At 70.4% G+C, this 20,805-nt stretch carries 16 protein-coding genes and 3 pseudogenes; 7 read left to right on the top strand and 12 right to left on the bottom strand.

The features are described from left to right. Positions 1 to 11: 11 nt before the first annotated feature. The 4 genes and pseudogenes from OG959_RS37625 to OG959_RS37610 form a co-directional block, all read right to left on the bottom strand. On the bottom strand, positions 12 to 1,511 hold the full coding sequence (locus OG959_RS37625; RefSeq protein ID WP_326665829.1) for an acyl-CoA synthetase: 1,500 nt from the start codon (positions 1,509 to 1,511) through the stop codon (positions 12 to 14). Positions 1,512 to 1,569: 58 nt separating this feature from the next. Next, positions 1,570 to 1,848 (bottom strand): annotated as a pseudogene (locus OG959_RS37620) (ionic transporter y4hA); the annotation flags it as partial. A 118-nt stretch (positions 1,849 to 1,966) separates the two neighbouring features. Continuing rightward, positions 1,967 to 3,508 (bottom strand): acyl-CoA synthetase, encoded by a 1,542-nt coding sequence (locus OG959_RS37615; RefSeq protein WP_326665827.1) that lies wholly within the window; start codon positions 3,506 to 3,508, stop codon positions 1,967 to 1,969. Then, entirely contained in the window at positions 3,505 to 4,614 is a 1,110-nt protein-coding gene (locus OG959_RS37610) for an NAD(P)H-dependent flavin oxidoreductase (RefSeq protein WP_326665825.1), read from the bottom strand. The genes OG959_RS37615 and OG959_RS37610 overlap by 4 nt, the downstream gene beginning before the upstream one ends. A gap of 183 nt (positions 4,615 to 4,797) precedes the next feature. Between OG959_RS37610 and OG959_RS37605 the strand changes: the two genes are divergently transcribed. Then, positions 4,798 to 6,648: a serine hydrolase gene (locus OG959_RS37605; protein WP_326665823.1), complete on the top strand. Its 1,851-nt coding sequence runs from the start codon at positions 4,798 to 4,800 to the stop codon at positions 6,646 to 6,648. A 300-nt stretch (positions 6,649 to 6,948) separates the two neighbouring features. Beyond that, the gene (locus tag OG959_RS37600) at positions 6,949 to 7,158 is read left to right on the top strand and encodes a hypothetical protein (RefSeq protein WP_326665821.1); all 210 of its coding nucleotides are present in this window, start codon (positions 6,949 to 6,951) and stop codon (positions 7,156 to 7,158) included. Here the strand turns inward: OG959_RS37600 and OG959_RS37595 are convergent. From OG959_RS37595 to OG959_RS37575, 5 genes and pseudogenes are all read right to left on the bottom strand, one after another. Next, the gene (locus tag OG959_RS37595; RefSeq protein WP_326665819.1) at positions 7,136 to 7,471 is read right to left on the bottom strand and encodes a Fic family protein; all 336 of its coding nucleotides are present in this window, start codon (positions 7,469 to 7,471) and stop codon (positions 7,136 to 7,138) included. The genes OG959_RS37600 and OG959_RS37595 overlap by 23 nt on opposite strands. A 263-nt stretch (positions 7,472 to 7,734) precedes the next feature. Then, positions 7,735 to 8,457: a hypothetical protein gene (locus tag OG959_RS37590; RefSeq protein ID WP_326665817.1), complete on the bottom strand. Its 723-nt coding sequence runs from the start codon at positions 8,455 to 8,457 to the stop codon at positions 7,735 to 7,737. A gap of 150 nt (positions 8,458 to 8,607) precedes the next feature. Then, positions 8,608 to 8,844 (bottom strand): annotated as a pseudogene (locus OG959_RS37585) (Tn3 family transposase); the annotation flags it as partial. Positions 8,845 to 8,935: 91 nt separating this feature from the next. Continuing rightward, positions 8,936 to 9,223: pseudogene (locus OG959_RS37580) on the bottom strand (Tn3 family transposase); the annotation flags it as partial. Continuing rightward, positions 9,220 to 10,077, bottom strand: a complete 858-nt coding sequence (locus OG959_RS37575) for an alpha/beta fold hydrolase (RefSeq protein ID WP_326665816.1) — start codon at positions 10,075 to 10,077, stop codon at positions 9,220 to 9,222. The gene OG959_RS37575 and the pseudogene OG959_RS37580, both read right to left, overlap by 4 nt. A gap of 100 nt (positions 10,078 to 10,177) precedes the next feature. Between OG959_RS37575 and OG959_RS37570 the strand changes: the two genes are divergently transcribed. Beyond that, on the top strand, positions 10,178 to 10,597 hold the full coding sequence (locus OG959_RS37570) for a winged helix-turn-helix transcriptional regulator (RefSeq protein ID WP_326665814.1): 420 nt from the start codon (positions 10,178 to 10,180) through the stop codon (positions 10,595 to 10,597). Positions 10,598 to 10,679: 82 nt separating this feature from the next. Here the strand turns inward: OG959_RS37570 and OG959_RS37565 are convergent, their stop codons facing one another. Then, on the bottom strand, positions 10,680 to 13,037 hold the full coding sequence (locus OG959_RS37565) for an ABC transporter permease (RefSeq protein ID WP_326665812.1): 2,358 nt from the start codon (positions 13,035 to 13,037) through the stop codon (positions 10,680 to 10,682). Then, complete coding sequence (locus OG959_RS37560; protein WP_326665809.1) at positions 13,034 to 13,813, bottom strand: ABC transporter ATP-binding protein; 780 nt, start codon at positions 13,811 to 13,813, stop codon at positions 13,034 to 13,036. Before OG959_RS37560 ends, OG959_RS37565 begins: the two co-directional genes overlap by 4 nt. A gap of 161 nt (positions 13,814 to 13,974) precedes the next feature. Between OG959_RS37560 and OG959_RS37555 the strand changes: the two genes are divergently transcribed. The 3 genes from OG959_RS37555 (at position 13,975) to OG959_RS37545 (ending at position 18,017) form a co-directional block, all read left to right on the top strand. Next, on the top strand, positions 13,975 to 15,339 hold the full coding sequence (locus OG959_RS37555) for a sensor histidine kinase (protein ID WP_326665807.1): 1,365 nt from the start codon (positions 13,975 to 13,977) through the stop codon (positions 15,337 to 15,339). Then, complete coding sequence (locus tag OG959_RS37550; RefSeq protein WP_326665805.1) at positions 15,336 to 16,034, top strand: response regulator transcription factor; 699 nt, start codon at positions 15,336 to 15,338, stop codon at positions 16,032 to 16,034. The genes OG959_RS37555 and OG959_RS37550 overlap by 4 nt, the downstream gene beginning before the upstream one ends. A 591-nt stretch (positions 16,035 to 16,625) precedes the next feature. After that, entirely contained in the window at positions 16,626 to 18,017 is a 1,392-nt protein-coding gene (locus tag OG959_RS37545) for an endo-1,4-beta-xylanase (RefSeq protein WP_326665803.1), read from the top strand. Between the two features lie 137 nt (positions 18,018 to 18,154). On the opposite strand, the gene OG959_RS37540 is transcribed toward OG959_RS37545, so the two are convergent. After that, positions 18,155 to 19,237 (bottom strand): LacI family DNA-binding transcriptional regulator, encoded by a 1,083-nt coding sequence (locus OG959_RS37540; RefSeq protein ID WP_326665801.1) that lies wholly within the window; start codon positions 19,235 to 19,237, stop codon positions 18,155 to 18,157. Between the two features lie 226 nt (positions 19,238 to 19,463). Here OG959_RS37540 and OG959_RS37535 point away from each other — a divergent pair, with 226 nt between their 5' ends. Next, a complete protein-coding gene (locus OG959_RS37535) occupies positions 19,464 to 20,732 on the top strand; it encodes an ABC transporter substrate-binding protein (protein ID WP_326665800.1) in 1,269 nt (422 codons plus the stop codon). Positions 20,733 to 20,805 lie beyond the last annotated feature (73 nt).

Raw genomic sequence — 20,805 nt, 5'->3', positions numbered from 1 at the left:
CCCCCTCCGGCTCAGGCGAAGCGGTCGCGGAGCTCCCGCTTGAGGATCTTTCCGCTGGCGTTGCGCGGGAGGCCGTCCACGAACACGACCCTCTTCGGGGCCTTGAAGTGGGCGAGCTTCTCACGGGCGTGGTCGATCAGTTCGGTCTCGGTCGCCTCCCCGCGCAGCACGACGACGGCGGTGACGGCTTCGATCCAGCGCTCGTCGGGCAGTCCGACGACGGCCGCCTCGGCGACGGCGGGGTGGGTGTAGAGCGCGTCCTCGACCTGGCGGGAGGCGACGAGGACGCCGCCGGAGTTGATGACGTCCTTCACTCGGTCGACGACGGTGAAGTAGCCCTCCGCGTCACGGACGGCGAGGTCGCCGGAGTGGAACCAGCCGTCGCGGAACGCCTCGGCGCTCTCCTGCGGCTTGTCCCAGTAGCCGCTGCACAGCTGGGGCGAGCGGTAGACCACCTCGCCCGCGGTGCCGTCAGGGACGTCCTTGCCGTGCTCGTCGACGACCTTCGCCTCGACGAAGAGGACGGGCCGGCCGCAGGAGTCCATCCGGCCCTCGTGCTCGTCCGGTCCCAGGACGGTGGCGAGGGGGCCGATCTCGCTCTGGCCGAAGCAGTTGTAGAAGGCGAGCTCCGGAAGGCGTGCGCGCAAGCGTTCCAGTACCGGGACGGGCATGATCGACGCCCCGTAGTACGCCTTGCGCAGACCGCCGAGGTCGCGGACAGCGAAGTCCGGGTGGTTGGCGAGACCGATCCAGACGGTCGGCGGGGCGAAGAGGCTGTCTGCCTGCCCCGATTCGACGAGGTCGAAGATCCGGGCCGCGTCCGGGGCGTCGAGGACGGTGTTCTCGGCGCCGACGGCGAGGTAGGGCAGCAGGAACACGTGCATCTGCGCGGAGTGGTAGAGCGGCAGGGCGTGCACGGGCCGGTCGCCGGCGCGCAGATCGAGGGCGGTGACGGCGCTGACGTATTCGTGGACCAGGGCGCCGTGCGTCATCATCGCGCCCTTGGGCAGGGCGGTCGTGCCGGAGGTGTACAGCAGCTGGACCAGGTCGTCCGCCGCCGGTTCGTGCGCGGACGTGAAGGGGCGCGGGGTGTCGAGTTCGGCCAGGAGCGAGCCGGTGGCGTCGCGCAGCGGCCGCACGGCGTACCCCGGCGGGACCCGGCCGGCGAGGTCCGGGTCGGTGAGCACCAGGGAGCTGCCGGACTGGCTCAGGATGTACGCGAGGTCCTCGCCGGTGAGGTTCTGGTTGACCGGCACATGGACGAGTCCGGCCCGGGCGCAGGCGAGGTACGCGATCAGGTACGCGTCGGAGTTGTGGGCGTACGAGGCGACCCGGTCCCCCGGGCGCAGCCCGTGGCCCTCCATGAGGACGACGGCCGCGGTGCTGACCGCCTCGTCGAGCCCGCGGTAGGTCCAGGCCCGGTCGGCGTACCGCAGGGCGGTCCGCTCGGGGGTGCGCCGTGCGCTGCGGGTCACGACTCCGTCGACTGTGCTGCTGCGTACTCCGGTCATGGCGTGATCCTGTGCGGCGGGCGCCGTGGGGTCAAGGGCCCGGATCCCGGCCGTGCCGGCCGCCGTCCACCATGAGCGTGGCGATGAGCGCCACCTCGATGACGGTCACGGCGACGGCCAGGACGAGCGAACCGAAGGGTTCGCCGACGCGGTGGGCGATCACCTCGGCGTGATGCACTGCGGCCAGGACGGCGCCCGCGAGGCAGAGCGCGACCACGGCGACGGCGAACGGCGGCAGCTCGCGCCCCCAGCTGAACACCAGAGCGAGCGCCGCGACGAGCGGCACGGCCACGGTCCACCGGGTCGCCAGTGACCGGACCGTCGCGCTCGTGTTCATGGGCCATACGCTGCCAGAGCGGGCCGGTACCCGCTCGCCGGGAGGGACGCCCGGAGCAGGCTTTACGGCCTGGTGCGCGAGGAGGCCCGCCCGCCGGGAGGGAGGCCCGGACAGGTCGTCAGCTGTGCCCCTCCCAGTACGGCTCGCGCAACCGTCGTTTGTACAGCTTGCCGTTGGGGTCGCGGGGCATCGTCGTGATGAAGCCGAGGGTCTTGGGTCGTTTGTACCCGGCGAGCAGCCCGTCGCAGTGTCCGAGGATCTCGGCGGCGAGCTCGTCACCCGCCTCGTGTCCCTCGGCGGCTTCGACGACCGCTCTGACCTCCTCGCCCCAGTCGGCGTGCGGGATGCCGAAGACGGCGGCGTCGGCGACCGCGGGGTGGCTGAGCAGGGCGCTCTCGATCTCGGCGGGGTAGATGTTCACCCCGCCGGAGATGATCATGTCGATCTTGCGGTCGCGGAGGAAGAGGTAGCCGTCCTCGTCCAGGATTCCGAGGTCACCCACGGTGAAGAAGTCGCCGATGCGGCTCTTCCTCGTCTTGCCCTCGTCCTTGTGGTAGCTGAAGCCGCCGGTGCTCATCTTCATGTAGACGGTGCCGAGCTCGCCCGGGCCGAGCCGGTTGCCGTCGTCGTCGAAGACCGCGAGTTCACTGATCGGCCAGGCCCGGCCGACGGTGCCCGGCTTCTTCAGCCAGTCGTCGGCGGTGGCGAAGGCGCCGCCGCCTTCGCTGGCCGCGTAGTACTCCTCGACGCACCGGCCCCACCAGTCGATCATGGCCCGTTTGACGTGGTCGGGGCAGGGGGCGGCGCCGTGGATGGCGTGGCGCATCGCCGAGACGTCGTACCGCCGCCGGACCTCGTCGGGGAGGGCGAGCAGACGGTGGAACTGCGTGGGGACCATGTGGGTGTGGGTGCAGCGATGGGTGTCCATCGCCCGCAGCATCTCCTCGGGCGACCACTTGTCCATCAGGACGAGAGGGTGGCCGATGTGCAGGGCGGCGCCCGCGAACTGGAGCACGGCGGTGTGGTACAGCGGCGAGCAGACCAGGTGGACGTTGCCGTCGAACGGCTTGATGCCGAAGATGCCGAGGAAGCCGCCGAGGTAGCTCTCCTCGGGAAGCTTGCCGGGCAGCGGACGGCGGATGCCGCGCGGCCGGCCCGTGGTCCCGGAGGTGTAGTTCATGACCCAGCCCAGCGTGCGGCCCTCCGGGGGCGACACCGGCCGGTTCTCCAGCAGTTCGGCGTACGGGCGGAAGCCGTCGACCGCACCGACGCCGTAGCGGTGGCTCGCAGGCAGTTTCGCCTCGTCGGCGGCGGCGGTCGCGGCCTCGGTGAAGCGTTCGTGGGCGATGAGCACCTTGGCGCCGGAGTCGGAGACGATCCAGGCGATCTCCGGCCCGACGAGGTGATGGTTGACGGGGACGAGGTAGAAGCCGGCCTGCGAGGCGGCGAGGTACGCGGTGAGGAACTCGACGCCGTTGGGCAGGACGACCGCGAAGGCGTCGCCCTCTTCGAGTCCGGCCGCGCGCAGTCCGTGGACCATGCGGTTGGCGTCGGCGTGCAGCCGCCCCGCCGTCCACGTCCCGCCGTCGGGCGCGATCAGGACCGTGCGGTCGGGGTCGGCGGTGGCCTGGGCCCAGAAGCCGTTGGGCGGCTGGTTCATGACGCACTCCGTCCGGCGATGCGGTTGATCCGGTCGATGGCTCGTTCGAAGCCGCTGGTCAGGTCGTCGAAGACGGCCTGCACGCTGCGTTCGGTGTTCATCCGGCCGACGATCTGGCCGACGGGTGTACCGAGCAGGGCGCCCGTCTCGTACTTCTGGATACGGGAGACGGCCTCGGCGACCAGGAGCCCCTGCAGCGGCATGGGCAGGGTCCCGGGACCCGACGGATCGTCCCAGGCGTCGGTCCATTCGGTACGGAGCTGGCGCGCGGGTTTGCCGGTGAGGGCGCGCGAGCGGACGGTGTCGCCGGAGCCCGCGGCCAGGAGCTTGGCGGTCAGGGCCCGGGAGTGCATGTCGGCCTCCTCGGTGGTGAGCCAGAGGGAGCCGAGCCAGACGCCCTGGGCGCCCAGGGCGAGTCCCGCGGCGATCTGTTCACCGCTGCCGATGCCGCCTGCGGCGAGGACCGGGAGCGGCCCCACGGCGTCGACGACGTCCGGGACGAGGACCATGGAGGCGATCTCGCCCGTGTGGCCGCCCGCCTCGTATCCCTGGGCGACGACGATGTCGATGCCCGCGTCCGCGTGGTGGCGGGCGTGCCGGGCGCTTCCGGCGAGCGCGGCGACGAGGACGTCCTGGTCGTGGGCGCGGGCGACGACGTCGGCGGGCGGTGAGCCCAACGCGTTGGCGAGGAGCTTGATGGGGTAGTCGAATGCCACATCCAGCTGGTTGCGGGCGACTTCCTCCATCCAGCCCGTGATGCGCCAGCCCGACGCCTCGCCCTCGGCGAGTTCGGGGACGCCGTGTTCGGCGAGGGTCTCCTGGACGAACTGCCGGTGGCCGGGCGGGATCATCGCCTCCACATCGGCCTCGCTCACGCCCTCCACCTTCTTCGCGGGCATGACGACGTCGAGACCGTAGGGCTTGCCGTCGGTGTGTTCCTGCATCCAGTCGAGGTCGCGTGCGAGGTCGTCGGGTGCGGTGTAGCGAACCGCGCCGAGTACGCCGAACCCACCGGCCCGGGTGATGGCCGCGGCCACCGCCGGGAACGGCGTGAAGCCGAAGATGGCGTGCTCGATCCCCAGTTTTTGACTCAGCTCCGTCTCCATGGGCGGCAGGATGCCGCAGTCCGACAACCGAGGGAAGAGCTTTTCTGATGCAGTGTCAGATTCTTTGTGATCCTGGGGCCTGCGGGACGGCGGGGGGTGACAGTACTCTCTGCCTCGGCAGGAAGTTTCAGGCTCGGAAGAGATTTCGAAAGTTACTTTCACGGCATGGGGAAGGGGTTCCGGATGACCGAGGACACGGCGGGCGGGGGCATCAGCCGGCGGAGGCTGGGCGGTGGGATGCTGGCCCTGGGCGGCGCACTCGCCCTGGCGCCCATCCCGTTCGCGACGGCGGCGTCTGCCACGGAGTCGGGGGCGGGGTCGTCGGACATGAGCAGAGGGACTGCGGCGGGGACGCTGTCGGGGCAGGGCAGGCCGACGCTGCGGCGCGGGTCCGCCGCCCGTGCGGGACTGCTCCAGGAGCCGCTCGACCAACTCGTCAGCGAGGCGGAGAAGTATCTCGCCGACTCCCCCAAGCACCCGTGGTACGCGGGCGCCGTCCTGCTCGCGGGGCGGGGCGGGACGGTGGCGCTGCACCGGCCGATCGGCAAGGCGGTGCGCTATGCGGCGTACGACGAGAAGACCGACACCGGTGTGGAGTTCCCGGCCGACCAGCAGATCGCCATGGCCGAGGACACCGTCTTCGACCTGGCGTCGGTGTCGAAGCTGTTCACCTCGATCCTGGCCGTGCAGCAGATCGAACGCGGCAGGCTGGAGCTGGAGGCGCCCGTCGCCTCCTACCTCCCCGACTTCGCCGGCGGCGGCAAGCAGGACGTCACCATCCGTCAGCTGCTCACGCACACCTCGGGTTTCCGCGCCTGGATCCCGCTCTACAAGGCGCCCACCCGCGAGGGAAAGCTGGAGCTGATCTGGAACGAGGTACCGGCGAACCCGCCCGGCACGGCGTACCTCTACTCCGACCTCAACCTGATCTCGCTCCAGCTGGTACTGGAGAAGATCACCGGACTGACCGAGGACGTACTGCTCCGCGAGCAGATCACCGCTCCGCTCGGGATGCACCGCACCCGCTACAACCCGCCGGCTTCCTGGAAGCCGAAGATCGCCGCGACCGAGGACGCCCGGCTCCCCTGGTCCGGACTGGAGCGCGGACTGGTCTGGGGCGAGGTGCACGACGAGAACGCGTACAGCCTGGACGGTGTCGCGGGCCACGCCGGGGTCTTCTCCTGCGCCTGGGACCTGGCGATCCTTGCCCGCACCCTGCTCAACGGCGGGGTCTACGGCCGCGCGAGGATCCTCTCCGCGGCATCGGTCGACCTGCTGTTCACGGACTTCAACACGGCGTTCCCCGGTGACGCGCACGGCCTCGGCTTCGAGCTCTACCAGCACTGGTACATGGGGGCGATGGCCACCCCGCGCACGGCGGGCCACACCGGCTTCACGGGCACCAGCCTGGTGCTCGACCCGACCACGGACTCGTTCCTGATCGTGCTGGGCAACTCGGTCCACCCGGTGCGCAGCTGGCGCTCCGGCAGCGCGCCGCGTGTCGCCACCGCCAACCAGATGGCCCGGGCGGTCGCGGTCCGGCCCGCCCGGGGCCGTACGGCGTGGTTCTCCGGCCTGGCGAGTGCCTCGTCGGCCACCCTGGCGCTCCCGCCGCTCCCGCTCGCCTCCGCGCGGGCCCGGCTGAGCTGCGCGCTGTGGTGGGACACCGAGCCCGGTTCCGACTTCCTCTTCCTGGAGGCGTCGGCAGACGACGGGACCACGTGGCAGCCGGTCCCGTTCACCACCGGTCCGGCCTCGCCGAACGGGCAGCAGCAGCCCGAACCGCATCCGACGGGCTCGGTGTCCGGCTGGTCGGGGCGGGTCTGGCACAGGCTGGAGGCGGACCTCGCGCAGTGGGGCGGCGGGGAGTTGCGGCTGCGCTGGCGGTACGCCACGGATCAGCTGTACGTCGGCCGTGGGGTGTACGTGGACGCCATCAAGGTCGAGGACGGCGGACGTACGGTCTTCGACGAGGGCCGGCCGTCCGACGCCCGGCGCATCGAGGCGAACGGCTGGGCTGCATCCGCGAACTGACCGGTACCCGAGGAAGGGTCCAGCCGAGGTGAGCCCAGAAGGAGCAGTGGGATGGTCTTGGTACGTCAGCAGTTCGGTTCGGCGAGATCCTCCTCGGCCGGATCGCGCTCGTCCTCCTGGTCGCCCTGATCGGTCCGGGCTCCGACGGGTCCGGGCAGACCGGGCCCGTCGGAGCCGAGCTGGGCGTTGACAACGGTTGGCCGGCCGCCGGCCTTGCCGCGTACCCGGGCGGCGGCAAGGCCCTCGAGGGGTGCCGGAGACGATCAGCTCCCGGATGAACTCCGCCGGCGCGGCGAAGTCGTGGAACACGAGCCGGCCGCCGGTGGTGGTGTCGAGGCGCTCGTGCAGCGAGGTGAAGCCGGTCTCCCGCTTGCGGAGCTCGTCGGCCATGGCGATCAGGTCCTGCAGGAACAGAAGCAGGAACAGAAGGTGGTCTGTGGAGCCCGGCGGGAGTCGTCGGTGGAGCTGTCGGTGCTCTCGCCGGGCTTCAGTGTCGGTGGAGGCGGTTGAGCACCCCGATGAGAGTGCCGAGGTCGGCGGCACCGGCCGGATCATCCGCGTACCGGATGGTCTGGAGAGGGCCGACCTCGGGAAGGACGATGTCCTCCCGTGCCAGAACATGAACCGAGGCCAACAGCGCGGCGCGGGCATTGCCATCGGTGAAGGGGTGGAAAAACGCCACATCGAGGTAGGCGCGGGCCGCGCGCGCCGCCAGTGGGAGGTCCTGGTCGGTCGTCCCGCGCAGGCAGCAATCGAAATCGGCCTGCGTGTGAGAGGTCAGACCGTAGCGCTCGCGGCCGGCCTTCGCATAGGCGTCGCTCACGCGAAACGGTGCCCCTGGCGCAGCGAGGACTTCGCGCTGCCAACCGGCCGGCAGGGCGAAGTCCAGCGGGCTCTCGCGTGCAGCATCTTCTCGGGCCAGGGTGTGTGCGGCGAGCAGACGCCCGGCGCGAATCGGGTCGCGCCGGCGCACCGGTCCCTCACACCAGGATCGGAACCCATCGCGGTCGGGGCAGGATCCGCCGCAGGGCCGGTGCGTGTTGCCAGTCGACCTCGCGGCGCACGCACAGCCAGGCCGAAAGGCTGTCAGTAGCGGTCATGGAGTTCCTCCAGAGCCGTCCTGTCGTGGTGGTCCAGATACGGGGCGTGGCCGGTGAGGCCGACGGCCAGATCCTCGCCGACGGATTCGATCAGCGTCCGTTTCGGGTAGACCCAGCTCTCGAACCGGCCGCCGATCGCGTTCTCAACTGCTTGCGCGGCCCCGGTTCGGTCCATGCCGGTGCTGGTGAGGAACCAGACCAGGACGATCGAGGTCTGGCCGCGCCAGGCGTTGTCCGCGCCCGAGTCCAGCGTGTGGGTCACGAGCCGGACGCAGGCCCGCTCCAGGTGCCAGCTGCGATCCTCGGGTGAGGCGTCCGGCGGCGGAGCCAGTTCGGCGAAACGCTGGGCCATTCGCTCCAACCACACCCGCCACTCCAACAGCGCGGCCACGACACGTTCCGCGGTCTCGTCGGGGGTCGTCACCGAGATCGACCCGCCGCCCCAGTTGCCGATGGGCCCGCCGCCGCGGTGGCACCAGCTCCACCCCCACGCCCAGGAGCCGTATCGCTCCCGGATGATCGCATTCACCTGACGCTCGCACCAGTGTTCTGCCTGCCACCAGCCGGCCATACCGGAGAGCACGGGCGGCACCCATTCGCGGACCAGCGAGCACAGGCGGGCTTCCTCATCCTCGTCCCAGGCGAACGAGTGGCGGACCGGGTCGAATTCATCCCAGTTCCAGATTTCCTCGTAGGGGGCGCGGGGCACTCGGTTGTCGGGGAAGGGCAGGGTGTCACGGTTGTACGTCAGGGCTGGTCACTCTTTCTGTCCGATGTGATCGACCTGTCAGTCTCGGCTCAATGCCCCCGGGACCGCGAACGGTTTTCCGGACCGCGTCGGCTTGTGTGATGTGCTCGGTCAGGTACGGGGAGACTGCGCGAGGTCGAGCGGGCCGACGGGGCGGCCTTCGGCCTCGAGCTCGCGTGCCATGTCGGCCATGTCCAGGGTGTTGTGGAGGATCCGGGTCGGCCGGCAAGGAGGTGCGCGCTTCAGGTCCTTCTCCCGCTCGACCGGGTCGTTCACCGCCACCGTGCCGTTCCGGCCGAGGCGCACCCGGTCCGGGAGGCCGTTGAACGCCTCGGCCTTGTTGGTCGACGCCGATACCCGGGCCGATCAGGGCCCCGGTCGATGACGTTGCATCCGGCCTCGCCGAACGGTGCGTCGATGTGCTCGTAGCTCGCGGGGCGCAGGGGCGGAAGAACAGCAGGTTCTTCCGGTCGCGGATGCGGGGGATCAGGTCGATGCCGAGCAGGTGGGCGATGGCGAAGACCGGGTGGCTCTGCCCTTGCATGTCCGCGTGGGTGGTGGTCGGGCGGACCTCGGAGGTGTTCTTGAGCAGGCCCTCCATGATGTAGACGGCCTCCCGCGCCCCGCACGGTACGAAGTGCGTGAACAGCGCGATGCTCGGGTCCGGGACGTGGTGGTGGGCGATGCCGCCGACCGCCCCGTTCGGCTTCGGCTCCGCTCCGGTCACTCCGGCAGATCGGCGGAGAGGAACGGGGCAAGGAGCGCGAGCAAGTCGTGCGGGCGGTCGAGGGGGATGATGTGGCCGCAGTCCTGGAGATGATGTCCGGTCAGGTCGTCGGCGATGGGGCGGAGCTGACGTTCGAGCGCGGTGCCGACGGGGTGCGAGCCGACGGCCATCGTGGGCATCGTGAGCCGGGCCGTGGCGACGGCGTCCTGGAACTGCTGCGCGCTGGTGGGCAGGGCCCGGTAGTAGGAGAACGCACAGCGCAGGGCCTCGCTCCCCGTGTACGCGTGGACGAAGGCCGCACGGATGTCCTCGGGTACGCCCCGCCCGAGCGTGCCGGAGTCGAGGAACCATTCGATGTACGGGGCTTCGTTGCCCGCCAGGACGGTCTCGGCGAGTCCGGGGACGTCGTGGAAGCCGAACCACCACGGGGCACCGCCCGCGAACGCGCTCTCCGCTCCGGGCAGACGGCCGAGCAGCGCCTCCATCACGACCAGGCGCCGGACGAGGCCGGGCCGACGCAGCGCGAGCATGGCGGCGGGAGCGGCGCCGGCGTCGATGCCGACCACGGCCGCCGAGGTCTCACCGAGTGCGTCGAGCAGCCCTTCGGCGTCGGCGGCGAGGGTACCCGCGTCGTAGCCGTCGACGGCACGTTCGCTGGCGCCGAAGCCTCGCAGGTCGGGGGCGATGACCCGGTACTGCCCGGACAGCCGGCCCATGATGCCGCTCCAGAGCTGCCAGGTGTGCGGGAAGCCGTGCAGCAGCAGAACGGCTGGGCCGTCCCCGGCGATGGCGACGTCGAGTTCGACGCCGTTCGTTGCGATGCGGCGCAGGTGGTGTGCGGTGGTGACGGGCATGACGGATCCTTGGGATGGTTACCATTGGTGACCACAGAACGATAGGTAACTGCCCGGCCGTTGCCCAGACGGCACTTTGAGGGAAGGTGGTGAGCCACAGGTGACCGCCCCAGGACCCCGGGCCGCCCGGCATGGCGTACGCGGCGATCTGTTCGATCCCCAGTGCCCGACGCGCCAGTTGCTGGACCGGCTGGGTACGAAATGGACCTCCATGGCGGTCAGGACGCTCGCCGATGCCGCACCGGACGAGGTGCGCTTCGCGGAGCTGAGACGCCGCATGCCCGGCGTCTCGCAGAAGATGCTGTCCGTGACGCTGCGGAGTCTGACCCGCGACGGGCTGGTGTCGCGCCGGGTCGAACCGACCGTTCCGCCGCGGGTCTTCTACCGGCTCACCGGGCTCGGGCTGTCCCTGGAGGCCGTGCTTGCGGGGCTGCGTACCTGGGCGGAGGAGCACATGGCCGAGATCGACCGCGCCAACTACGCCGTGGACCAGGAGGCCGGGGAGACCGAGGAGACATAGCCGGGGTCCCGGCTCCGCGCTCGCTCCGAGATCTCCACGCGGTCGGTTCCGGCAAAGGACGCGGTCTCGGAACCCGGCCCTCCTATTCGGTCCGCAGGGCCGTGACGGTCCGGGACCCGGCGGCCCAGCCGGCAGGCAGGAGCGCGCCCAGGATGGCGATGAGCAGGCCCCCGAGTTCGAGGGGAACCAACTGAGCCCCGTGGTATACGGCGATGACGGAATCGGGAAGACGGAGTCCCACACTGTCGCCCATCGCGGGGAGGACCCAGCCGTGCAGGGCCACGCCGAGCGGAACGCCCAGCGTCCCGGCGAGCAGGCCGGTCACGACGACTGAGGTGAGGACCATGGTGACGGTCTGCCGAGGCGTCATGCCGAGCGCCTTGTGGACACCGAGTTCCCGGACGCGCTCGCGGGTGTCGAGCAGTACGCCGTTGAGCACGCCGAGCGCGGCGACGGCGACGAGCATCAGGGTGAGGATCGCGGACAGCGCGTTGAGCGTGAGGACCATGTCGCCGCCCGCGTCGAGTCCGCCGGCCCGGGCGCGGGCCCCCAGCGGTGCCAGGTTCTTGTTCAGCGCCTCGACGTAGGCGGACACGTCAGTGCCCGGGGCGACCGCGATGTGATGGCTCGTTTCCGTCAGGTCGGGATGTGCGGCCGTGAGGGACGAGGCATCGGTGAAGACCTGCATGCCGTCGTTACGGGGGTCGAGCACCTCTCCGACGATCCGGACGGTGACCGGCTCGTTCAGGCCGTTCAGGGTGACGGTGTCCCCGACGCGGGCGCCGGTGGCGGCCAGGAAGGGGGTCGGGACCGCTGCCTCGCCGGACCTGGCGATCCAGCGGCCCGAGACCATCGTGTAGCCGCCCCAGGAGGCGTCGCCGGTGAAAGCGATCACGTCGATGGTGCCGGTCAGGCCGGACACGGTCGCCCGCACCGTCGCGGCGTGGTAGTGCTTCCGGGTTCCCGCGGCGGACTCGATGGCCGCGGCGACCGCGACGGGATCCGCCTTGGACTGCTTCTCCGGACCAGGGCTTCCGGGGCCTTGGGGTCCGAAGTCCGGCAGGGGTGCGGGCACGACGACATCGGCTGCGGCATGGGCCTTGGCCTTCATCACCTGGCCGAGCGTGGCGCCCATTCCCACGGTGAACGTGACGGCGACGGTGCCGAACAGGATCGCCGCGCCCATGGCCAGCGCGCGGGCGGGCCGCGCGAAGGGCCGGGTCAGGCCCAGAGCGACAGGCGGCGCCAAGGGCAGCCGTCCGGCCGCGCGGGCCGCCCACCGGCCGCGCCCCGCCGATGCGGTGCGCCCGACGGCGAGCGCGTCGACCGTACGCAGCCTGCCTGCCCGCCCGGCACTCGCCCACGCGGTGGCGGCCACCAGGCCGAGCACGCCGGCGACCACCGTCAGATCGACCCAGGGGGCGATGCTCAGCGACGAGGTGCCGTAGACCTCCTCGGCCTCGGCCAGCACGGGGACGGCGAGCAGGTGCCCGGCCACGACCCCGAGTGCGGTGCCGACGGCGGCCGGGATCAGCGCCTGGCCGACATAGGCCCGCACGACCTGGGGCGGGGTGAAACCGACGGCCTTGAGGATGCCGATGCGCCGCGTTCCCGTACCCGCGGCCGATGCGACGACGTTGCCGACGATGAGCACCGACATGACCAGACCCAGACCACCGAACGCGATGAGGAACGGGACGTAGAGGGCGGTGTCGCGCTCGGCGGATCTCCTGACCGTGAGCCACGACTGTTCACCGACGGGCGTGGCCCGGGGCAGTGCCCGCGTCACCGACCTGCCGCCCGCGGCAACCTGTGCGGCGGTGGCCGCGTCGGTGAACCGGTAGAGCATCTGGTAGCCGCCGCTGCCGGGCGCGGTGAGCGCCGCCATCTGGGACGGAACCACCCAGGCGTCAGCGGTCCGCGTGACCGAGCGGGCCACACCGACCACCGTCAGGGCCGGACCGCCGCGCAGACCGGGGAACGTGAGCTTCATGCCCATGGTGGGGAAGAGCGAGGAGTCCGCGGACAGCGTGATCTCGCCGGGACGTGCGGGCCATCGCCCGTCGAGGAGTGTCACCGCGTCCACGTCACGGCCCGGATCACCCCGCCCGACGACGGTCATCGGCCACCCGGGGCCCGCACCCTGCGACTGGGGGACGACCGTCGCCGTGCGGAACGGCCCGGCCGCGCTGGTCACTCCTCCGGCGTTACCGGCCTTCGACAGCTCTCCGGCGCTCACCTCTCCCGCGTCGAACTGCAGGGACAGATGCGCGCCGTGCTGTCCGGCGAACGCGTCGTCGAAGGGTGCGCCGGAGACCACCAGCAGGGATCCGCCGAGGACGGAGGCGGCCACCGCCATCATCGTGGCGAGCCCGATCACCAGTGTCTGCACCCGCCGTCGTCCCACGCCGGAGCGCACCACCTTGCCGAGCGCGCTCATCGGACGGCCTGGGGGGCAGCGGTCTGCGGGTCAGCGGTCTGCGGGTCAGCGGTCTGCGGGTCAGCGGTCTGCGGGTCAGCGGTCTGCGGGGCGGCCTGCGACCGGATGTCCTCGGTGATCCGGCCATCGGCGATCCGGACCGTTCGGTTCGTGCAGGACCGGGCCAGCGCCAGGTCGTGGGTGACCACGACGATGGTCTGGCCCTCGGCGTTGAGAGTGTTGAGCAGGGTGCTGACGTCCTGTCCGGCCGCCGTGTCCAGGGCGCCGGTCGGCTCGTCGGCCAGAAGCAGCGCCGGCCGGTTCATCAACGCCCGGGCCACCGCGACACGCTGCCGCTCGCCGCCGGACAGCCGTCCCGGGTACGCGCGGGCGTGCCGGTCGATGCCGAGGGTTTCCAGGAGCTCCGCCGCCCGGCGGCCGGCCTCGCCACGGGCCACGCCGGAAAGCCTTGCGGGCAGGACGACGTTGTCGATGACGGTCAGGTCGTCGAGCAGGTTGAAGAACTGGAAGACCATGCCGATCTTCGATCGCCGGAAGAGCGCCGATCCGGCCTCCCCCAGCCGGTCCACCCGCACCCCGTCCACCGTGACGGTCCCCGTATCGGGACGGTCCAGGCCCGCGATCAGGTTGAGCAGAGTGGACTTGCCGCTGCCCGAAGGGCCGAGGATCGCGACGGCCTCGCCGGGCCGCACGGTCAGCGACGCCTCGTGCAGAGCGGGCGGGCCGTCGTCGTACCTGCGGCTCACCCCGCGCAACTCGATCACCGGTGTGGTCATGAAATGGCTCCTAGCGTTCGGGCAGTCGACTGCCCGAACGCTAGGAGCGGCCCGGCCCCGGCCGCATCGCCCACCCGAACCCCTTGCGGTACCGCGCTCGGACGAGGCACGCAGACGTCATCCCTGCGTTGTAGTCGGATGGTGTATCCGGTACGGAGGGAATGACCGCCGGGACGGACTCCGTGGGTCCGGGCGGCGGCGACAATGAACCGGTGACCGACGTACGTACGACGCTGGACCGGCTGCGGGAAGCCGCCCACCGGACGGTCCGCGATGCCGGGCGGCCGAGCGGTCCGCCGCTGCGGCCCACCCTGCGTGCCCGGCAGTTCGACGTCCTGGTGGCCACGGCACTCGCCGTCATCACCGTGTACTACGGCATCGACAACGCCGGCAACATCGTGGTGCGTGAGATCGCGCCCGGCGTGGAGCACGTCATGGTGCGCCCGTCCGGCCCCGGCGGTCTGGCCTTCATGGTGACCCTCGCCTTCATCGCCTCGAGTGCCCTGGCCCTGCGCCGCCGCTACCCCCTCGCCGTGCTGTCGATCGTGACGGCCGCAACACTCGCGACACCGCAGAGCGTCCTGCGGCTGACGTTCTACGCGTTCGTCATCGCCGTCTACAGCGCCGCCGTGTACAGCCCATTCCGGGTGGCGACCCTGGCGGGGCTGCCGGTGTCGGTCCTCCTGGTCGGCACCGCGGGCAACTCGGTGACGCCGATCGTCCCCAACGAGTACATCGCCCTGCTGATCCTGGTACCGATGGCCGTGGCCGCGCTCGGCCTGCGTACCTGGAAACTCCGGACCGACGACGGCCGCGCCCGGCTCACCACTCTGGAACGTGAACAGGCCGAGGCACTGCGCCGGGCCGTCGAGCACGAGCGGGCCAGAATCGCGCGCGAACTCCACGACGTCGTCACGCACAACGTCAGCGTGATGATCATCCAGGCGGGCGCCGCCCGCACGATCATGAGAGCCTCCCCCGAGCAGGCCGGCGAGGCGCTGCTCGCCGTCGAGGCGGGCGGGCGCGCCGCCATGACCGAACTGCGCCACGTCATGGGGCTGCTCACGATGACCGACGAGGACGAGGCGGGGGACGGAGGCGGCTACCGGGCCGTGACGGAGGCGGAGCTGGCCCCGCAGCCCGGCCTGGACCAGTTGGAACCTCTGGTCGGACGGGTACGGGACACCGGCCTGACGGTCGCTCTGACCATGACCGGGCCGCCCCGCCGGCTGCCGACCGGTATCGAACTCGCCGCCTACCGCGTGGTCCAGGAAGCCCTGACCAACACGGTGAAGCACGCGTCCGGCGCCACCGCCGCCGTGACCGTCGAATACGGCCCGGACCGGCTCCGGGTGGAAGTCACCGACACCGGTGGACGCCCGGGCGTGGGCGCGGCCACCGGCAACGGCCGCGGCCTGATCGGCCTGCGCGAGCGCCTCGCCGTCTACGACGGAACCCTCCACACCGGCCGGCATCTCACCGACGGCTACCGTGTAGAGGCCCTGATCCCCCTGGAGACACCATGACCGAGCCGCTGCGCGTGCTCCTCGCAGACGACCAGACCCTGGTCCGCACCGGCTTCCGGCTGATCCTCGGTGCCGACGGGATCGATGTCGTCGCCGAGGCCACCAACGGAACCGAAGCGGTCGAAGCGGCCCGTCGCACCCGCCCCGACGTGATCCTGATGGACGTCCGGATGCCCGAGATGGACGGCCTGGAAGCCACCCGCCGAATCCTCACCGGCGCCCCCGGCGAACCGCGTGTCATCATCCTGACCACCTTCGACCTGGACCGGTACGTCTACGCGGCACTGTCCGCCGGAGCCAGCGGCTTCCTCCTCAAGGACGTGACCCCCGAGTACCTGACCGCCGCCGTCCGCACGGTCCGTACCGGCGACGCTCTGCTCGCGCCGGCCATCACCCGCCGTCTCGTACAGCGGTTCGCCCGGCGCGGCAGCGAGACAGCCGCCCTGCACCGTGACCTCGCCTCGCTCACCCCGCGCGAACTGGAGGTCCTCGGCCTGCTGGCCCAGGGGCTGAGCAACGCCGAACTCGCCACCCGCCTCCATCTCGCCGAGGCGACCGTCAAGACACATGTGGCGCGCATCCTCGCCAAGCTCGGACTCCGCGACCGCGTCCAAGCCGTCATCGTCGCCTACGAGACAGGTCTGGTCAGCACCGGCGCACGCGAGGCCGCCCAGCAGCCGACCGGGCCGGCCTGAGGCCTTTCGTTCGGATCGGGACGGGTCGGCCCGGGCTGGGGCCGGGGCTGGGCAGGGCCGGAAGCCGCTTCGTCCCTCGTCGTATCTCAAGATTCTTTTCAGGATCGAAATATTTCGATCCATCAGCTCGCCACTTTTGATTGGCCTGTCACCCGATCAGCTGATGCGAGTACGAAATTCCCAGCTCATCCGACGTGTAGCCGAAGGGCGCTCCGGACGTCCGGCGAGTTTCGATGCCGACATCCATTCAACGATCGGAATCCTTTCGTAACCCTCAGAGGCGAATGTGCGCATGCGTCCCATCCGCCATTCCTCACGGCATGAAGACGATCAAATATCAGCAGGTCACAGGCATAAAGAGCACCTGAGTATCGCTTTACCTCGTCGAAATATTTCGGAAATGTGGCGTTGACGAGCCGTCCGGGCGCGCGCATACTCTCCCTCGCTCCCCTGCAACACCGATCAACTTCTCGCCACGGAACCGCTCGTGACTGGCGCGTACCCGTGGCGGACGAACCGCTCTGCGCACAGTCCACCCCCCTCCGGGCGGCCCGCTCATGCCGTCCGGCGATCGGAAGAAGGTGTTGGAAAGTGATCGTCCATTCATCGCGCGGCAGCCGAGCCGAACGGCCCGGACTTCGCTCACGGGCACGAAGGGCATCCGTACTCGCCACCGCGGGTCTGCTCGCCGCGGCGGGAGTCCTCTCGCTCGCGGGCACCGCGGAGGCCGCGACGACGCTCGGGGCCTCCGCCGCCGCCAAGGGCCGCTACTTCGGCACCGCCGTGGCCGCCAACCATCTGGGCGAGTCCGCGTACGCCTCCACCCTGGACACCGAGTTCACCATGGTGACCCCGGAGAACGAGATGAAGTGGGATGCCGTCGAGGCCTCCCGGGGCAGCTTCAACTTCGGCTCCGCGGACCAGATCGTCAGCCATGCCCAGGGCAAGGGCATGAAACTGCGCGGTCACACGCTGGTGTGGCACTCCCAGCTGCCCGGCTGGGTCAGCGGGCTCGCCGCCACCGACCTGCGCTCGGCGATGAACAACCACATCAACCAGGTGATGGCGCACTACAAGGGCAAGATCTACGCCTGGGACGTCGTCAACGAGGCCTTCCAGGACGGCAGCAGCGGGGCCAGGCGCAGCTCGCCCTTCCAGGACAAGCTCGGCAACGGCTTCATCGAGGAGGCGTTCCGCACCGCCCGGGCCGCCGACTCGGGCGCCAAGCTTTGTTACAACGACTACAACACCGACGGCCAGAACGCGAAGAGCAACGCGGTCTACGCGATGGTGAAGGACTTCAAGCAGCGCGGTGTGCCGATCGACTGCGTCGGCTTCCAGTCGCACTTCAACAGCAACTCCCCCGTCCCCTCGGACTACCAGGCCAATCTGCAGCGATTCGCCGACCTGGGTGTGGACGTGCAGATCACCGAACTGGACATCGAGGGATCGGGATCGGCGCAGGCCGCGAGCTACACCAAGGTCGTCAACGCCTGCCTGGCCGTGACGCGTTGCAACGGCATCACCGTGTGGGGCATCCCGGACAAGTACTCGTGGCGCAGCAGTGGCACCCCGCTGCTGTTCGACGACAACTACGGCAAGAAGCCGGCGTACACCGCCGTACTCACGGCACTGGGCGGCACCGGCGACGGCGGGGGTGACCCGGGTACCGGCGGCGGCACATGCACGGCCACGTACAGCAGGACGAACACCTGGGGCGACCGCTTCAACGGGCAGGTGACGGTCAAGGCCGGCAGTTCGGCGATCAGCACCTGGACGGTTCCCGTAACGGTGACGTCCCCGCAGAAGATCACCACGACCTGGAACGGCACCCCGTCCTGGGACGGCAGCGGCAACGTGATGACGATGAAGCCCAACGGCAACGGCACTCTGGCCGCCGGTGCCTCGACGTCCTTCGGGTTCACCGTCATGACGAACGGCAACACCTCGGCGCCCACCATCGGTGCCTGCACCACTTCCTGATCCGGCGCACGTGCGGGCCCGGGGTGCGCCACCCCGGGACGCCCGCCGGCCACCGGCGCGAGGGCACCGTCTCCCGGACGGTGTCCTCGTGTCGTCCGTCCGCGGGACGGCGCGGTGCGGGGGTGCGCGCCGCCAGGTCAGCTGCGCGCGAGCACGTCGTCCGGCGCCGCCACCTCCGCGGGTGCGGGCGCCGTCGACTCCCGGACCACCAGCCGCGGCCTGATCAGGAGCGAGCGCCCGGCGACCGGCGCCGAGTCGATACGGGAACGCAGCTGCTGGAACGTCTCGGCCGCCATTTCCGGCAGCGGCTGGCGGACCGTGGTCAGCGGCGGTTCGAAGAGGTCGGCGAGCAGGATGTCGTCGAACCCGACCACGGACACGTCCTGCCCCGCGCTGCGGCCGGCGTCCTTCGCGCCCCGGCAGATCCCGATGGCGCACATGTCGTTGATGGCGACGAAGGCGGTGGGCGGACGCGGCCCGCAGAGGAGTTCGCGGGCGGCCCTGCGTCCCAGTTCGGCGGCGTCCTTGTCGCCGAACTCGGCGGTGTCGGCGCCGGGCCACACGATCGCGTCGGCAGGGTCGAGGCCCGCCGACTCCAGGGCGGCGCGGAAGCCGCGCAGCCGCTCACGGCGGTTGACGCTGTTGACCGAGCCGGAGACGAACGCCAGCCGGCGGTGCCCCAGTTCCAGCAGATGACGGGTGGCGAGCTCGGCGCCCATCGCGTTGTCGACGCTGATGGAGGCCAGTGACGGCGGATCGCCCGCCTGGGCGGTGCGGTCGAAGGCCACCATCTTCAGACCGCGGCTGAGCAGCGGGGCCACATGATCGAGCGACGGCAGCGACGAGCAGAGCACCACACCGCTGACCCCGTCGGCCAGCAGTTCCTCCCCGTACTTGAGTTCACGGGCGGGATCGCGCTCGCTGTTGCAGAGCAGTACGTGGTACCCCTCGGCCAGCGCGATGGCCTCCAGTTCCCGGGCGAGCGCCCCCCAGAAGGGGTTGGCGACGGACGGCACGATCAGGCCGATGACCTTGATCCGGCCGGTGCGCAGCATGCGGGCAGCCCGGTTGGGCCGGTAGCTGAGCTGCTCGATCACCTGCTCCACCCGGGCCAGGGTCGCCGCCTGCATACGGTCCGTGCGTCCGTTGAGGACGTTCGACACGGTGCTGGCGGAGACACCCGCAGCCTCCGCGACCTGATGGATCGTTACCCCGCTCATGCCACCTCCGGTTCGGAACGTGTTCAGCCACACTAGTGTACCGATTTACTGAACTCTCTTCACCGGTACACCCGTTAACTTGCCGGAAAATTGTTGTGCATCAGCTGTTGACGCGCCTCTCGAGGCGTTCCTAGTCTCAGTGCATCGATTTACCAGCGCTTCCCAGCCATGGCCGGGATGCCATCGCTGGATCGATCCACTGCCTCCACCTCAAAAGGGGTGCCCAATGGAACTCAAACGACGGTCGCTGCTCGCCGCCATCGGCGCAGGTACGGCTGCGGCCGCGCTCTCGGGCTGCGGCACCGGCTCCACGGCCGCAGGCTCCGCCGACGGTCCCGCCGAGGGCGAGATCACGCTGCTCACCCCGATCTACGAAGGCGCCAACGGCAAGACGCTGTTGGAGAAGGAGATCCTCGGCGGCTTCCGGAAGAAGTATCCGGACGTCAAGGTGAACGTGGACTACACCACGTACGCGCAGCTCAACGAGAAGATCACCACGGGTATGGCCGGCGGGCTGCTGCCCGACGTGATGATGATGGGCGTCGGGTGGATCCCGCCGTTCGCGGCGAAGAAGGCCATCGCGCCGCTGCCGGAGAAGTTCGCCACCGCGCACGACTACGAGGAGCGGGTGCTGGAGCCGTCGCGCTACGACGGCAAGCTCTACGCCCTGCCGGTCGTCCTGGACACCCGCATCGTCGTGTACCGCAAGGACCACTTCGCCGAGGCCGGCATCAGGAAGACCCCGGCGAACTGGGCGGAACTGCGTGCCGTCGCCAAGCAGCTGACGAAGGACGGCCGGATCGGATTCGACCCGTTCTCCATCGATCTGCGCCAGTGCTGGGAGACCTTCCTGTTCGCCAACGGCGGTCAGCTGTTCAGCGCCGACGGCAAGAAGGTGCTGTTCACCGACAACCGGGGCGTCGAGGCGCTCCAGTTCTTCAAGGACCTGTCCGCGGACGGCTCCGCCGACTACACGAAGAAGACGGACGCCGGTGCACCGTCGAACGTCCAGACGGGCAAGGCGTCGATGATGATGACGACGAGCGCCCTGTGGGAGCAGGTCCGCACCCAGAACCCGGAGCTGTTGAAGGACGACACGCTCGGCGCGTTCATCCTGGCCAACCGCAAGCCGGCGATGCTCCAGGGCGGCACGCTCGTCACCCAGTCGGCGAGCTCCAAGCACCCGGCGGCGGCGCGCGCCCTGGTCGAGTACCTCGCGACCCCCGACTCGATCCTGGGCGCCGCGAAGCAGCGCGGTTCGGTTCCGGGGCTCAAGGACCTCAACGAGTCCGGGTACGTGAAGGAGAACAAGTTCGTCGATCTCTCGCTCCAGAACATGAGCGCCGCCTGCTCCGAGGGCGGTACCGCGGCCTGGATGGAGATCCGCGAGAAGATCAAGCCGACGCTGGAGCCCGCGATCGTGGGCAACCAGTCCGCGAAGGATGCCATCGCGGAACTCGGCCGTCTCGCCGAAGCCGCCATCGGCCGGATGTGAGGCGCCACTGTGGGAGCTGTATCCGTACTGAAGGCACGGCCCGCGCGGCCGCCTTCTCCGCCTGAGAAGACCC

The sequence above is a fragment of the Streptomyces sp. NBC_00385 genome (assembly GCF_035917155.1).
In the GTDB taxonomy this organism is placed as follows: domain Bacteria; phylum Actinomycetota; class Actinomycetes; order Streptomycetales; family Streptomycetaceae; genus Streptomyces; species Streptomyces poriferorum.
Note: the sequence above shows the minus strand (reverse complement) of the source record. Positions and strands in the feature narration are given on the sequence as shown.